Source organism: Streptomyces poriferorum, assembly GCF_019399235.1.
GTDB lineage: Bacteria > Actinomycetota > Actinomycetes > Streptomycetales > Streptomycetaceae > Streptomyces > Streptomyces poriferorum.
This window is the reverse complement of sequence record NZ_JAELVH010000249.1, coordinates 1-15572: the sequence shown is the minus strand read 5'-3', so window position 1 is coordinate 15572 and position 15572 is coordinate 1. Positions and strand designations below refer to the sequence as shown.

Sequence of the window (15572 nt, the reverse complement as noted above, 5' to 3'; positions counted from 1 at the left end):
GACGCGTCCACCGGGCCGGGCCGAGGCCGGCCGGCCGCGCGGTCAGGTGGACGCGTCACTGCTGACCCTGCTGGGGCTCGGACCGGACGAGGACGCGGTCTACCGTCTGCTCGTGGACCGCCCGGACTGCGAACCCGGCGCGCTCGTGGGTCCGTTGGACGAGGCGGCGGTGGCCAACGCCCTCGACTCGCTCGTCGAACGGGGGCTCGCCAGCGCCGACCTGCCGGATTCCGGCGGGAGCGCCCGCTACCGGGCCGCGCCGCCCGTTCTCGCGCTGGGGCCGCTCCTGGAGTCACGGCGCTCCGCCCTGCACCGGGTCGAATCGCTCGTCGGAGACCTCTCCGAGCGCCACCGCTCCGCGCAGATGTACGGTGCCGGCGCGCCGGTGGAGGTGCTGTCCGGTCCTGCGGCGGTCCGCCGACGTCTCGTGACCATGCAGCGTCAGGCCAGGAGCGAGGTGTGCACCTTCGTGCCGGCCAGACATATGCCCGCGCTGCTCAGCTTCGAGGACAACCACGAGGAGGCGGACGCCGAGATGATGCGCCGCGGGGTCACCGTGCGCAGCGTCGTCGAGCGTGCGTGGCTGGAGCATCCGGCGACCGCGGCCGTGGTGGGCAAGTGTGTGGCCCAGGGGCAGCACATCTCCGTCACGGACCTGCTGCCGACCAAACTCGTCATCGTGGACCGCCGTATCGCTCTGCTGCCCCTGGACCCGGACCGTGAGAGCGAGCCCGTCGCACTCGTCGTCCATCGGACCGGTCTGCTCACGGCCCTGGTCTCGCTCTTCGAGGCGCACTTCGAGAAGGGGCGGCGGCTGACCCCGCCCGGTGCCGACGAGGATGCCGAGTCCCCGGTCGCGGCGATCGACCGGCAGATCGTGGCCCTTCTCCACGTCGGTCTGACCGATGCGGCCATAGCCCGCCAGCTGGGGATGGGGCATCGCACCGTGCAGCGCCGGCTGCACGCACTGATGGACGAGGTCGGCGCGGCGACCCGGTTCCAGCTCGGCTGGCACGCGGCCCGGGCAGGATGGCTGTCCGAAACATCGGACAACTCGGCCTCATAGGACCATTCCTGAGGCGTAATTACGCCACGGCAGGTTCGCGCCAGCGCCAACTCTTGTTCAGGCAACTCCCCATGGCGAACGATCAGCACGTCAACGCCCGAGCCGCCCCAACGGCTCAGGCGCAGGTGCGATGGGGAGGTCCTGTGAGACGAACGAGTGTGCTGCGGATCCTGGCGACCGGGGTGGTCGCCGCGGCGACCGGTGCGGCGCTGATGGCAGCGCCGGCCTGGGCGGACGACACCGCGAAGGCCCCGGCGACGGACCCGGCAGGTGTCGCCCCCGCGATGACCCAGGGCCTGGACAAGGCCCCCAGGGAAGGCACCCCGGCCCAGGCCGCCCGGGCTCACCTGAAGGCGCACGAGGATACGTACAAGGTCCCGGTGTCCGATCTGGCCACGGTGAGGACCACCGAGGACGGCAAGCAGTCCTCGGTGCGCTTCCAGCAGAAGCACGACGGCGTCCCGGTCTTCGGCGCCGAGTACGCGGTGCAGACGCAGGCGGCCGACGGCGGCCAGCAGGTCACCTCCGCCACTGGCACGCTCTACACGGATCTGACGGTTTCCACCACGCCCACGGTGAGCGAAGCCACCGCGAAGCATCGGATGTTCACGCTCGACCGCGGCCTGTCCGCCGTGCAGGGCGCGAGGACCGAGACGCACGGCCTGGCCGTGCTGCCCGATGCACAGGGCGGCAGGCTCGCCTGGCACTTCACCGTGACCGGCGGCAGGGCGAACGGCAGTCCCGTGCGCCAGGAGGTGTACGTCGACGCCCGCGTAGGCGGCATCGCCCTCTCGTACAACAACCTCGACGCCGCCGACGCGTCGCCCGCCGAGGGCACCGGCGTGCGCGTCGACGGCAGCGAGGCGAAGCTGGACGTCAACAAGGAGACGGACGGCTCGTACACGCTCGTCGACTCGACGCGCGCCATGTACCCGCAGACCGGCGGCCAGATCCGTACCTACGACGCCCAGCGCAAGAGCTACAGCCTCGTCGCCGGTGGCCCGGTCACCGACGACATCCCCCTGGGCACATCGGCGAGCGAGCACTTCGACGGCGCGAACACCTCGTCGGGCGCGGTGGACGCGCACCTGAACGCCGCGAAGGTCTACGAGTACTACAAGGATCAGATCGGCCGCGACGGCGTCGACGGCAAGGGCGGCACGATCTACTCCGTCGTCAACGTCGCCTCTAGCGGCAAGGATTACGCCAACGCCTTCTGGGACGGCTCCAAGATGGTCTACGGCCACATGGATGGCGTACCGCTCTCCGTCGGCCTGGACGTCGTCGGCCACGAGATGACGCACGGCGTCACCGAGCACTCCGCCGGTCTCGTCTACCTCAACCAGTCGGGCGCGCTCAACGAGGCGATATCCGACTACTTCGGCAACGCGATGGAGACCGCCGACAAGGGCATCGCGATGAGCGACCCGACGTCCGGCCTCATCGGCGAGTACCTCTGCAACGGCACCAAGCCGCTGGAGGAGTGCGCCCTGCGCGACCTGAACGACGGACGCAGCGCGCAGAAGGACTACCAGCCCATCACGCTCGACATCGACAACGGCGGAGTGCACTACAACTCCACCATCGTCGGCGGGGCGCTGTGGGACATGCGCAAGAACATCGACAGCAAGCTCGCCGACCAGATCGTCTACCGGTCCGCGCAGAACTACCTCACCCCGCTCTCCGGCTTCACCGACATGCGCAACGCGGTCATCCTCGCCGCGAAGTCCCTTCACGTCTCCGCGCAGGACCTCGCCGTCATCACCAAGGCCTTCGGTGACCACGGCATCGAGAACGGCTGGGAGCAGAAGGGCGGCACGCACGACGGCACCACCATCGGCGCCGGCATCCTGCCCGCGTACGAGGTCATGAGCGGCGTCGACGAGCAGGCCGCGCAGATCAGCGGGAACACCTACGCGATCAGCCACGGCGACGCCATCGCCTGGGACCAGGGCAGCGCCGCCTTCGGGATCACCGTGGGCCGCTTCGACAAGAAGCCGAAGCACGAGCTGGCACAGAAGGACGCCTACCTGCTCGACCCGTCCCTGGACGAGGACCGCATCGTCTTCTCCCGCATCGCCGCCGACGGCATCGGCATCTACCAGGCCGGCGACAAGGGCCAGGGCGCGATCAAGAAGCTGGTCGACCGTCCCGATGCGGACGAGACCGAGCCGGTGACCGACCACGGCGCCCTCGCCTACATCAGCACCACCGCCGACGGCGAGCAGGACGTCATGCTCCGCACGGCGAACGGCGCGACGGTCAACGTGACCCCCGAGGCCGGGACCAAGGCGGCCCGCCTCGCGATGAAGCACGGCCAGATCGCCTGGGCCGGCGGCGACGGCACGTGGGTGTACGTCTACGACATCGCGAAGGGCACCACGCAGACCAAGCGGATCACCGGCTTCATCTTCAACTACGTCTCGGACATCCAGATCACCTCGGAGCGCGTCTTCTGGCGTGAGACCGGCGGCTTCCTGATCCCGAGCACGACGTTCATGTCGGCACCGCTGGAGGATCTGTCCACGGCGGCCCGGCTGAGCTACCCGAAGAGCACGTACCTCGCCCAGTTCTCGGTCAGCGACGAGCACTTCGCGTACTCCACGTACGACATCTGGGGCGCACTCGGCTCCTGGAACGGCCCCGGCAAGGTGCAGGTCGCCAAGACCGCCGACGTGGTCGCCGGACTCAACCGGTTCAGCCGCGTCTCCTGCTCCTCCGGCGCCCAGCTGGCCCCGTCCCTCGGTGACGGCCAGCGCGTCGCCTGGCTGGACACGAGCGCCGCGGCCACCGACGTGGTGACCCGCGAGACGTTCGCCGGGACCTGCGAGTAGGTCTCCGGCCGGCACCGCACCGCCGACGGGGCGCCCACCGACTTCGGTGGGCGCCCCGCTCGCGTTGTTACACAGCTACGGGGTGTGTCACTCCGTAACGAATCCTATGGTGGGGTGGCAGCGGCGGAACGGGGGAGGACCCATGGCGGCACGGAGCACCGACGGGACACGGCTGGCGGAGGGCCTCAGCGCGACGCCGCCCTCCGACGCGCTGAGCGAACAGATCCTGGACGCCGCACGCGAGCAGTTCATGACCTTCGGGCTGCGCCGCTCCACCGTCGACGACGTCGCCAAGCGCGCCAAGGTCTCACGGGTGACCGTGTACCGGCGGATCGGCAACAAGGACAGCCTCGTCTCCGCCTGTCTGCTGCGTGAGTACCGCCGTTTCCTGGTGGAGGTGGACGACGCGGTGGCCTCGCTGCCGACGACGGAGGACCGGCTCGTCGAGGGCTTCACCGCGGTTCTGCGCCACATCCGCGAGCATCCGCTCATCGGCGGTCTGCTGCGGCTGGAGCCGGAGACCATGCTGCCCTTCCTGACCTTGGAGAGCGGCCCGGCCTTCCTCGCCATCCGCGCGTACCTGGCCGACCGGCTGCGCGAGGCCCGGCGCGCGGAGGGCCGGCCGGCGACCGATCCGACCCCGGTGGCCGAACTGATGGTGCGGATCACCGTCTCCTTCCTCCTCAGTCCCGTCAGCTGTTTCCAGCTCGACGACGACACTCAGGTGCGGGAGTTCGCCCGCCGCTATCTGGTGCCGCTGCTCGCTGCCGGTCAGAGCCGTCGGGGGTGACGCCGGCCTCGTCGGGCAGCGGCTCCAGAGGGCGGTTGCGGGCCCAGTGCGGCCCGAGGTCGTCGAGCCGCCAGCCGAAGGGGTACGAGCGGGGCTGCGGGCGCGAGGGAAAGCGGCGCGGCCGGGCCGGCAGCCGGCGTACGCACCGGGCGCGCAGGCGCAGGGCCGCCGACGCCGAGGTCTGTGCCCACCTCGGCTGCGGCCGGAAGCCCAGCGCCTTCAGCAGCGGCTCGTCGAGCAGCGCCAACGAGAATCTGGCCACCAGGGGCCGTAACGGACGTGGATACCAGCTCGCCATGACGCGGAAGGTGGCGTTGGCGACCCGCCGGTTCGCCGGGTCGTACGCGAACATCTGCGCCTCGTACGAGTCGAGGAGCGCCTCGAACCCCTCGTACGTGTCGGGCGCTCCCTCGATCCCCATGACCGCCGCCATTTTGCGGCCGGTCTCCACCAGCGCCTGGACCTCCTGCGGGCACAGGGGACGCCAGCCGAACCGGTCGATCCAGCGCTTCGGCCCCACGACGGTGGTCGCGAGGACATAGCGGAAGTCCTCGTTCGGGATGCTGTACTTCCCGTGGATCCGGTTCAGATGGCGCGCGGCCGCGCGCCCGCGCTCCGAGTCGAAGCCGTCGGCCGCCATCTCGTACCCGATCAGCACCGTGTCGTCGTACCGCTTCTGCCCGGCCCGTTCGAACTCCTGGGTCCGGTCCAGGAGGACGGAGATCCGGGGGACGCCGTAGTCCCGGAGAAAGGCGACGCTCACCCCCTGCCGGTAGTCCCAGGGGAACTCGTACTGGGAGATCAGCCGAAGGATCTCGGCGTAGTCGCGCGCCGGATCCATCCGGCGTATCTCGTGCAGGCGGCTGTATCGGCCCATGGTGCGCTCTCCTGTCCGTGTACCGACTCCCTGAGGGACCTCTGCCTTGTGCTGTCGCTTTCCTCTGGTCAACTTCCCTGATTCTGAAGGGATGTGAGGGACCGTTCGGTCGCGGGAGTCAAAGTTACAAATACTATTGACTTGTTTCACCGGCCCCGTCAACACGGCCGACGGCGGGTGTTCCGCGGGGCCGGTGCGCAGGTATCCGGACGTGCTCGCATACTGGATCACGCAGGGGCCGGGCGCCGGACCGCACGCCCGCCGACCGTCGGGAGCACCGCATGAGCAGCGAGAGCGCCAGGGGCGCGGATCCGGTACCGCCCCCGCCCGGTGGTGTGCTGTGGAGCCTGTCCGGTGACATCCGGGCCCTGCTGATGCTGCCGGCGGCCCTCACTCTCCAGGTCGCCCACCCCGCGGTCGGCGCGGGCGTCGACGAGCACTCCGTGTTCCGTACGGACCCGTGGGGCCGCGGGGAACGTTCGCTGAGCTCGCTCCAGCTCTGGGTATACGGGGGAGAGGAGGCCGCGGCGGAGGGGCGCAGGCTCCGCCGGCTGCACCGCACGATCCGGGGCACCGACACTCGCGGCCGCCCGTACCACGCCCTGTCGCCGGCCAACTACGCATGGGTGCACGCGACCGGTTTCCCCGTGTACCGGCACGGGGCGCGGTACCTCCTGCGGCCGCTCAACCGGGACCAGGAACGGGCCCTGTACCGGGAGTGGCTCCAGGTGGGACGCGTGCTCGGGATCCACGACCGGGACATGCCGCAGACGATCGAGGAGTTCTGGCCCTACTACCGCGGCATGCTCGCCGACGAGATCGAGCGGACCGCCGTCGTGGAGGAACTCGTCGGCGCCGGCGCCCCGGTGCCGCCCCCGGACCGGGGCCCGTGGGCTCTCCGGCTGCTGCTCAGGGCCCTGTGGCCCGTGCTGCTTCCGCCTCTGGCGCGGTTCCGCGGCTTCCTCACCGTCGGGCTCATGCCGCCGGACGCGCGTGAGGCGATCGGCCTGGAGTGGACGGATGCCCAGGAGCGCAGGCTGCGGCGGTTCTGCGCCGTGGTGCGGATGGTCGTGCCGGTGCTGCCGGAGCGGCTGCGGTATCTGCCGAGGGCACGGCGGGCACGGGCGGCCCACCGGGAAGCTGTGCGGCGCGGCGGCAGCTGAGCATCCTGGGCCCGCTCATCGGACACCGGGCGGGCATTCCGCAGTGCTGTCAGGCGGAGGCGCGGCGGATCAGCTCGGTCGGGATGATCATCGAATCGGCTGCGGTGTGCCCGTCGTTGAGCCGCTCCATCAGAAGTCGGACCATCAACCTCCCCATTCCTTCGACATCCTGACGGACCGTCGTCAGCGGGGGATCGGTGGCCTCGGCCACCGACTCCAGATCATCGAACCCCACCAGGGCCACATCCTGCGGCACCCTGCGGCCTTGCTCCCGCAGCACCCTCAGCGCGCCGGAGGCCATCAGGTCGTTGGCGGCGAAGACGGCGTCCAGTCCGGGCCGCCGCTCCAGCAACTGGGACATCGCCCGAGCCCCGCCCTCGGTGGTGAAGTCGCCGTCCGCGACGAGGGCGGGGTCCTGGCCGGGAAGCACGTCGGTGTAGCCATCGATCCGGTCGAGCGCCGAAGTCTGGTCGCGCGGGCCCGCGATGTGCGCGATGGTCCGGCGGCCGAGCGAGACCAGATGGCGCACGGCCTCACGGGCGCCGCCGCGGTTGTCGCAGTCCACGTACGGGACCGCGAGCTCGGATGCCGCACCCGGCCGTCCCGGGCGGCCGCCGTAGACGGTGGGCACCCGGAACCGGCGGATGACCGAGGGCAGTTCGTCATCGGTGTGCAGGGAGAAGGCGAGCACCCCGTCGACATGGCCGCCGGCCAGATAGCGGGTGACCCGCTCGAAGTCACCGCTGCCCTCCACCAGCAGCAGCACCAACTGAGCGTCGTGCACAGCCAGTTCACGGCTGATCCCACGGATGTGCTGGGAGAAGAACGGGTCCGAGAAGATCCGGGCCTCGGGTTCGTCGATGATCACGGCGACCGCGCCGTTGCGCCGCGTCACCAGGGTCCGGGCCGCGTGGTTCGGAATGTAGCCGAGCTCCTCGACCGCCTTGCGGACCCGGTCCACGAGCGGCTGCCGCACCCCCGCACCGCCGTTCACCACCCGTGAGGCGGTCGCCCGGGAGACTCCGGCACGGGCCGCCACCCCCTCCAGCGTGGGGCGCGCGTCGTGAGGGGGGCCGGGGGTCGGACCGGGCAAGGGACGCTCCTGGGAGGCGCGGGAAGAGGCAGGGAACGGCGTGAGCGCGAACCTCGTCACCTTAGACCGGCCGGGGCGTGGCCACCGGGTAGGAGGAAAGGTCGATGGTGAACGCCACCCGGTCGAGTCCGGGGCCGTCGTAGTCAGGCTTCACCGCGGAGGCCGTGAAGCCGAGCCGGGTGTGGAACGCCTGCGACGCGGTGTTCTCCGGGCTGGTGATGCAGTGCACGTATCGTCGGCCGTGGGACCGGACGAGCGCGAAGAAGGCCTCGTAGAGGGCGCGGCCCACCCCTTGGCCGTGCATGGCCGGGTCGACGCCGGCGAAGTGCACATAGGCGGCCCGGGGTTCGGTCTGCGACAGGAAGCCGACCAGGAAGGCGGCCACCTCGCCACCGTCGCGCTCGACCAGGAAACCGGTGCTCGCGAAGTGCTGGAAGTACAGCCGGGGCAGCAGCAACGCGCGTTCCGCCGAACCCGCTTCCCCCTTGAGCCCGCCCCACCACGAGTCCAGTACGGCGAGTACGCGCGGATGGTCGTCCTCGGTGAGGTACCGGGCCTCCAGGCCCGCGGGAAGGTCATCGATCATCCGGGCAGTCTGCCATCCCGCGAGAGAGGCGTCGTGCGGACGGTCGCGCGACGCCTCCTGCGAACCGGCCGCCGGCCGGATCCCGCACAGGTCTGTCGCGCGGGGCACCGTACGGGGTACCTTCCGCGCATGCCGATACGTGTACGGCGCGCGGCCCGGCGAACGGACCGATGACCCGGCCCGGGCCGAACCGCCCCCGCGCGCCTTCGGGCCGCGCCCGCGTCCGTGACCTCACCCTGACGGCCGTCGCCGCCGCACTCGCCGTTGCCCTGGTCACCGCCCCCTCCGAGGCGGCGCACACCCCGCCCCGTACCGGCTTCGAGTCGGCCGCCGGTGCCCGGTGGACCAGCTCCGACGAGGAACGTTCGCTGCTCGCCACCGCCGACCGCCACAGCGACCGGGTGAGCGTGGAACGGATCGGCACGACCGGGCAGGGACGGCCCCTGCGCCTCGTCCGGATCGGCGGAGGCCGCCCGGCCGCGCTCACCGTGCTGCTGGTCTGCAGCCAGCACGGCGACGAACCCGCCGGCCGCGAGGCGTGCCTGACGACGATCCGCGACCTCGCCTACGCCACGGACCCGGCGACCCGGGCCTTTCTCTCCCGTACCGAGATCCTCGTCCTGCCCACCGCCAACCCCGACGGTCTGGCCGCCGGCACCCGCGGCAACGCCGACGGACTGGACATCAACCGCGACCACATCGCCCTGCGGACCGCCGAGGCCCGCACCCTCGCCGCCGTCATCAGGGACCGCACCCCCGAAATCGTCGAGGACCTCCACGAGTACAGCGCCACCCCGCCGTACTACGACAAGGACCTCTACGCCCTCTGGCCCCGCAACCTCAATACCGACGAACGGGTGCACGACGCTTCCGAGCGTCTGGTCGAACGCTATGTGCGTCCGGCCCTGCTGGACGCCGGATTCAGCAGCGGCCGGTACGGAGTCTGGACCGATCCGCTGACCGGCGGTCCGCTCAAGCAGACCGCAGGTGACGGACAGGAGCGCATCCTGCGCAACACGGCGGCCCTCAAGCACGCCATCGGCCTGCTGGTCGAATCCCGCGCGGACGCGCTCTCCGACGCCGAACGGGCCGATCCCGCAGTGGGGCAGCGCCGTCGCGTCCGGTCCCAACGCGCCGCACTCACCGCGCTCTTCGCCTACGCCGACGAGGAGCGCGACCGTATCCGCGCCGCCACCGCACGGTCGCGCGCGGCAGGGTTCACCGACCGGGGGCCGGTGTTCCTGGGGGGAGCGGACAACGAAACGCCGGGGCCCGGTGAGATCATCGCCGAACCGCCCTGCGGCTACCGGCTCACGGCCGACCGCTACGCCGACGTCCTGGACGAACTGGCCCTGCACGGCGTCACGTCCCGGCCCGACGGTGACGGTGTGTATGTGCCCCTGCGACAGCCCGCCCGGAAGCTGATCCCGCTCCTCCTGGACCGGAGGGCGACATATCACCTCACAAACGGTCAAGCCGATACCGCTTGTTGATCCCGGGAGATGCACACCGTGTGTGGTACTGCCTACGGAGAGCGAAATTTCAGCTTCCGTGAAAGGTGCCATTCGTGTCGCAGGACGATCAGAGAACGGGCGACAGGGGGGATCTGTCGGTGACGGCGGATCTGCCCGGCGATCCGACCCAGGGCCGGCGCCCCACGACCGACCGGGTGGTGTTCGGCGTCACCGCGGCCCTCACCCTCGCCTTCGTGGTCTGGGGAGCCACCGCCACCGACTCCCTGGAGGACGTGTCCGATACGTTGCTCAACGGGCTCCTCCACAACGGTGGTTGGGCCTTCATGCTGGCCGCCAGCGGATTCGTGGTCTTCGCCCTCTGGCTCGCCATCAGCCGGTACGGAAATATCACCCTCGGCCAGGAGGATGAGGAGCCGGAATTCAGGACCGTGTCCTGGGTCGCGATGATGTTCAGCGCCGGCATGGGCATCGGCCTGATGTTCTACGGGGTCAGCGAGCCGCTGGCGCACTTCACCGACCCGCCGCCCGGCACCCACCCCGCCGACGCCGCCGAGGCGATGCAGACGGCGATGGCCACCACCCTCTTCCACTGGACGCTCCATCCCTGGGCGATCTACGCGGTGGTCGGGCTGGCCATCGCGTACAGCACCTTCCGGCGTCGCAGGCGCCAGACGATCAGCGCGGTCTTCGAACCGCTCATCGGTGCCCGTCACGCCCACGGCGGGTTCGGCCGCCTGATCGACATCCTCGCCATCTTCGCCACCCTCTTCGGCTCGGCCGCCTCGCTGGGCCTGGGCGCTCTCCAGATCGGCAGCGGATTCCAGGAGCTGAACTGGCAGGAGAAGACGGGCACCGGGCTGCTGGTCCTGATCATCGCCGTGCTGACCGTCGCCTTCGTCGCCTCGGCGATCTCCGGTGTGGAGAAGGGCATTCAATGGCTGTCGAACATCAACATGGTGCTCGCCCTGATCCTCGCCGTCTTCGTGTTCATCGCGGGTCCGACGATCATCGTGCTGGATCTGCTGCCCACCTCGCTCGGCGCCTACCTCGGTGATCTGCCCCAGCTCATCGGACGCACCGAGGCGACCGGCGAGGGCAAGGTGGCCACGTGGCTGGGCAGCTGGACCGTCTTCTACTGGGCCTGGTGGATCTCCTGGACGCCCTTCGTCGGTATGTTCATCGCCCGGATCAGCCGGGGCCGGACGATCCGCCAGTTCATCGGAGGCGTCATCCTGGTGCCCAGCACCGTGAGCCTGGTCTGGTTCGCGGTCTTCGGCGGAACCGCGATCAAGCTTCAGGAGGCCGGCAGGCTGAGCGGGGCGGACACCCCGGAGGCCCAGCTCTTCGGCGTACTCGACGAGTTCCCGATCGCCACGGTGATGAGTGTGCTGGTGATGGTTCTCGTCGGCATCTTCTTCGTCTCGGGCGCGGACGCCGCCTCCATCGTGATGGGAACCCTCTCCCAGAAGGGCATCCTCGAACCGGCCAAGTGGGTCGTGATCTTCTGGGGCGTCGTCACCGGTGCCGTGGCGGCGATCATGCTGCTCATCGGCAACGGCAAGGGCAACGCACTGGAGGGTCTGCAGAACCTGACCATTCTGGTTGCGGCGCCCTTCACCATCGTGATGATCGGCATGTGCGTGGCGCTGATGCGGGACCTGCGCGAGGACCCCCTGATCGTGCGCCGCGAGTTCGGCGTGGAAGCCGTCGAGTCCGCGGTCATCGAGGGGCACGCCAAGTACGACGGCGACTTCGAGATCCGGATCGGCCCCGGCGGCAGCCAGATCACCACCGAGCACCACGACAAGCCCGGCGGTTCGACGGCCGCAGGCGACTGAACCGCGTCCTGCCCGGTACGCGGCGACGCGATCGTGCTGGGTCCTGCCCGGTACGCGGCGACGCGATCGAGCCGGGCTCTGCCCGGCAGGCGGCGACGCGACCGAAGCGGGTCGCGCCCGGTACGCGGCGGCTCAGCCCACCAGTTGGGCCGCCGCCTGCGCGCACCCCAGTGCCACCGTCACACCCGCGCCCCCGTGCCCGTAGTTGTGCACCAGGCGCCCGCCGCCGGGCAGCGGCCCGGCCTCGATCCGCACCCCCGCGTCCCGGGCCGGCCGCAGCCCCACCCGGTGCCCGAGGACCCGCGCCCGGGCGATCTCCGGGCGGACCCGGGCGCACCGTGCCACGATCTCCCGCGCCGTACGGGGGTCGGGCACCGTGCTCCAGTCATCGGTGCCCGCCGTGCCACCGAGCACCAGGCGGCCCGGCTGCGGGAAGAAGTACGTCGTCTCGCTCGACGCCGGGTCCGCCTCGGTGAACCACTCCTCGATCCCCGGATTCTCCACCAGCACCAACTGACCGCGCACCGGCCGCATCCCGGCGTCCGGGACCAGCTCCCGGGCGCCGAGCCCCGTGCAGTTGACGACAGTCGCCGCCTCCGCGGCCGGCTCGTCGAACGAGGTGACGTCGCGCCGCTCCACCGAACCGCCGGCCGCCCTGACCCGCTCCTCCAGCCACGCCAGATGGGCCGGCATGTCGATCAGGGGCAGCCGGCACCGCAGCCCGTCGGCGGTCTCCACCACACCCTTCAGCTGCCCCGCCCACGGCCCGAGCCCGGCGAGCCGCTCGCCCCGGTGCATCCCCTCGACGAGCCGCACACCGGTCTCCAGCGGACGGGCGGCCAGCTCCTCGTACCACCGGAGCGAGGTCAGCGACCAGTCGCCCACCCGGTCCTGCGGCTCGATCCGGTAGGGCCACCACAGAGCGCCCGCGACCGCCGAGGTCGTGGCCGCCGCCGGTGCCGCGGACCAGACCCGCACCCGGGCACCGCGTTCCGCGAGCACCATCGCCGTGGTGAGGCCACTGACCCCACCGCCCACCACGATCACATCCGACACTGCCGCCCCGCCGTTCCCGCTCTCCACGTCTGCGTTCATGGCCGGACGCTAACGGAATTGCTTCCTTGCGTGCTCACGGGGGCCGTCGGACGGGAATACTCGGATCATGCCCGCTCCGTATGCGACCTTCGGCCTCGCACCCGCCATGCGGGCCGGAGGCGTCCTGGCCGACGGTCACCACCGGGTGCACCGGGATTTCATGGACTTCCTCGTCGACGGCCGCCCGCTGCTGTTCCGGCTCTCCGACCTCGACGCCGTCTCGCCGCTCGCCTCCGACGTACCACCGGCGATCCTCACCACCCAGGTGCGCCGGCTGCTCCTCGAAGCCGAGGCACCGCTCGCCGGCGGGCGCCATGTGATCTACGGCTGCCCCGAGTGCGAGAGCATCGAATGCGGCGCGGTCACCGCCGTCATCGAACGCGACGGCACGGACGTCGTGTGGCGGGACTTCGCCTGGCAGACGTACGGGTCCGTCGATCTGGAGCAGGGCGGCTACCGGGACATGGGGCCGTACCGCTTCGACGGCGAGCAGTACCGCCGCGAGCTGGAACGCCTCCTGCTGCCCTCCGGCCCGGCCGCTCCGGCCTCCGCCGCCCGCCGCGTCCTGCTCGTCGGCGCCCGCGTCGCCGTCTTGGCACGGCTCGCCGCCGCGCTGCGCACGATCGGAATCGGCGCCGACATCGCGGCCGACACCGACAGGGTCCCTGCGGAGGAGCTGCGCGCCTACCCGGTCGTCGTCTTCGGCCCCGCGGTCACCGAGCCTCAGCGCACCGCCGTGCGCCACGCCTTCCGACAGGCGGGCGCGGACACCGCGTACGTCGAGGGTCTCGTCCCGGTCGTCCCCGTTCTCGCCGCCGAGGTCGAGCACGCCCTGGACCGGGGCGCCCCCGCCCAGCACCGTCTGGTCCGGCTCGACGCGACGGACGGCTCGGCCACGGTGGAGGTCACATCGGCCTGCCGGGTCAGCCTGGTCGCGTACCGCGTCGACCGGCTGTCCCGGCCCCGCGCCCAGGAGGTGTTCAGCGGCTTCCTGGAACCGGGCGAACACCGGATCCCGCTGGACGCACGGTCCGTGAAGGGCCGCGCCTGCCTCGTGGCACGTACGACGGGAAGTGTGCTGACCGCGCCCGTGGCGCATGGCTGAGGGGGGCGCCGGCGGCCCCCGCGAGTCACCCGGCGGGCCTGACCGCCCGGGAGGGTCCTGCGGACGATTAGGATCGGCACCCTGATGACTGCCACTCTCGTCGCCAAGGACCTCGCCGCCGGACACGGCGACCGCACTCTCTTCGCCGAACTCGACCTCGTGGTCGCGCCCGGTGACGTGATCGGTCTCGTCGGAGTCAACGGCGCCGGTAAATCGTCGCTGCTCCGGCTCCTCGCCGGGCTCGACCAGCCGGAGGAGGGCGAGCTGCGGCTCTCCCCGCCCACGGCCACGGTCGGCCACCTGCCGCAGGAACCGGAGCGCCGCCCCGACGAGACCGTCCGCGCGTTCCTGGCGCGCCGTACGGGTGTCGCCGACGCCCAGGCGACGATGGACACCGCCACGCAGGCCCTCGTGGACGGGGCGCCCGGTGCCGACGACGCGTACTCCGAGTCGCTGGAGCGCTGGCTCGCACTCGGTGGCGCCGACCTGGACGAGCGGGCCGAGGAGATCGCGGCCGACCTCGGCCTCACCGTGGGGCTCGACCTGCCGATGACCGCGCTCTCCGGCGGCCAGGCCGCCCGCGCCGGACTCGCCTCGCTCCTGCTGTCCCGCTACGACGTCTTCCTGCTCGACGAGCCCACCAACGACCTCGACCTGGACGGTCTGGAACGGCTGGAGCGGTACGTCTCCGGGCTGCGCGCCGGCACGGTCGTCATCAGCCACGACCGCGAGTTCCTGATGCGCACGGTCACCAAGGTCCTCGAACTCGACCTCGCCCAGCAGCAGATCAACCTGTACGGCGGTGGCTACGCGGCCTACCTGGAGGAGCGCGACCGGGCCCGCAGGCACGCGCGCGAGGAGTTCGAGGAGTACGCGGACAAGCGCTCGGCGCTCGAAGGCCGGGCCCTGATGCAGCGTTCCTGGATGGACAAGGGCGTCAGGAACGCCCGTCGCAAGGCCGGCGACTCGGACAAGATGGCCCGCAAGTTCCGCAGCGAGTCGAGCGAGAAGCAGGCCGCGAAGGCCCGTCAGACCCAGCGCATGATCGAGCGCCTCGATGTCGTGGACGAGCCGCGCAAGGAGTGGGAGCTGCGGATGGAGATCGCCTCCGCGCCCCGCTCCGGCTCCGTCGTCGCCACGCTGCGCGAGGCCCGGGCCGTCCTCGGCGACTTCGCCTTCGGACCGGCCTCGCTCCAGATCGACTGGGCGGACCGGGTCGCCATCACCGGCGCCAACGGGGCCGGCAAGTCGACGCTGCTCGCCGCCCTGCTCGGGCGCCTCCCGCTGGACTCCGGGCACGCGAGCCTGGGCTCGGGTGTGGTGGTCGGCGAGGTCGACCAGGCACGGAAGCTGTTCTACGGCTCGGAGTCGCTCCTGGAGGCGTTCTGCGCCGCCGTCCCGGACACGGAACCCGCCGAGGTCCGTACGCTGCTCGCCAAGTTCGGCCTGCGCGCCGACCACGTGATGCGCCCGGCGACCACGCTCTCCCCGGGCGAACGCACCCGCGCGGGGCTCGCGCTCCTCCAGGGCCGCGGCGTCAACCTCCTGGTGCTGGACGAGCCCACGAACCACCTGGACCTGCCAGCGATCGAACAGCTGGAGTCGGCGCTCGACTCCTACACGGGGACGCTGCTGCTGGTCACGCACGAC

Annotated in this window: 12 protein-coding genes; 8 read left to right on the top strand and 4 right to left on the bottom strand. The window is 71.1% G+C overall.

What is annotated here, in order from left to right:
• From JGS39_RS31180 to JGS39_RS31170, 3 genes are all read left to right on the top strand, one after another.
• Positions 1 to 1066 (top strand): hypothetical protein (locus JGS39_RS31180; RefSeq protein ID WP_219573097.1); only part of this gene is annotated, 1066 nt, incomplete at its 5' end.
• Positions 1067 to 1209: 143 nt separating this feature from the next.
• The gene (locus JGS39_RS31175) at positions 1210 to 3900 is read left to right on the top strand and encodes a M4 family metallopeptidase (RefSeq protein WP_219573096.1); all 2691 of its coding nucleotides are present in this window, start codon (positions 1210 to 1212) and stop codon (positions 3898 to 3900) included.
• Between the two features lie 142 nt (positions 3901 to 4042).
• Positions 4043 to 4690, top strand: coding sequence for a TetR/AcrR family transcriptional regulator (locus JGS39_RS31170; RefSeq protein WP_219573095.1), 648 nt, complete (start codon positions 4043 to 4045; stop codon positions 4688 to 4690).
• Here the strand turns inward: JGS39_RS31170 and JGS39_RS31165 are convergent.
• Entirely contained in the window at positions 4593 to 5567 is a 975-nt protein-coding gene (locus JGS39_RS31165; RefSeq protein WP_236064320.1) for an oxygenase MpaB family protein, read from the bottom strand. The two genes, JGS39_RS31170 and JGS39_RS31165, sit on opposite strands and share 98 nt — an antisense overlap.
• Positions 5568 to 5848: 281 nt before the next feature.
• Between JGS39_RS31165 and JGS39_RS31160 the strand changes: the two genes are divergently transcribed.
• Positions 5849 to 6730, top strand: coding sequence for an oxygenase MpaB family protein (locus tag JGS39_RS31160; protein WP_219573094.1), 882 nt, complete (start codon positions 5849 to 5851; stop codon positions 6728 to 6730).
• Between the two features lie 49 nt (positions 6731 to 6779).
• Here the strand turns inward: JGS39_RS31160 and JGS39_RS31155 are convergent, their stop codons facing one another.
• Both JGS39_RS31155 and JGS39_RS31150 read right to left on the bottom strand, forming a co-directional pair.
• Positions 6780 to 7823, bottom strand: coding sequence for a LacI family DNA-binding transcriptional regulator (locus tag JGS39_RS31155; RefSeq protein WP_219573093.1), 1044 nt, complete (start codon positions 7821 to 7823; stop codon positions 6780 to 6782).
• 61 nt (positions 7824 to 7884) lie between these two features.
• Positions 7885 to 8409, bottom strand: a complete 525-nt coding sequence (locus JGS39_RS31150) for a GNAT family N-acetyltransferase (protein WP_219573092.1) — start codon at positions 8407 to 8409, stop codon at positions 7885 to 7887.
• Between the two features lie 170 nt (positions 8410 to 8579).
• Here JGS39_RS31150 and JGS39_RS31145 point away from each other — a divergent pair, with 170 nt between their 5' ends.
• Both JGS39_RS31145 and JGS39_RS31140 read left to right on the top strand, forming a co-directional pair.
• A complete protein-coding gene (locus tag JGS39_RS31145) occupies positions 8580 to 9902 on the top strand; it encodes a M14 family metallopeptidase (RefSeq protein ID WP_219573091.1) in 1323 nt (440 codons plus the stop codon).
• 74 nt (positions 9903 to 9976) lie between these two features.
• Positions 9977 to 11722, top strand: a complete 1746-nt coding sequence (locus JGS39_RS31140; RefSeq protein WP_219573090.1) for a BCCT family transporter — start codon at positions 9977 to 9979, stop codon at positions 11720 to 11722.
• A 132-nt stretch (positions 11723 to 11854) separates the two neighbouring features.
• Here the strand turns inward: JGS39_RS31140 and JGS39_RS31135 are convergent, their stop codons facing one another.
• A complete protein-coding gene (locus JGS39_RS31135) occupies positions 11855 to 12817 on the bottom strand; it encodes an FAD-dependent oxidoreductase (protein WP_219573089.1) in 963 nt (320 codons plus the stop codon).
• Between the two features lie 67 nt (positions 12818 to 12884).
• On the opposite strand from JGS39_RS31135, the gene JGS39_RS31130 reads away from it, so the two are divergent.
• The gene (locus JGS39_RS31130; RefSeq protein ID WP_219573088.1) at positions 12885 to 13922 is read left to right on the top strand and encodes an oxidoreductase; all 1038 of its coding nucleotides are present in this window, start codon (positions 12885 to 12887) and stop codon (positions 13920 to 13922) included.
• Between the two features lie 84 nt (positions 13923 to 14006).
• The coding region (locus JGS39_RS31125) for an ABC-F family ATP-binding cassette domain-containing protein (protein ID WP_219573087.1) at positions 14007 to 15572 on the top strand (1566 nt) is incomplete at its 3' end.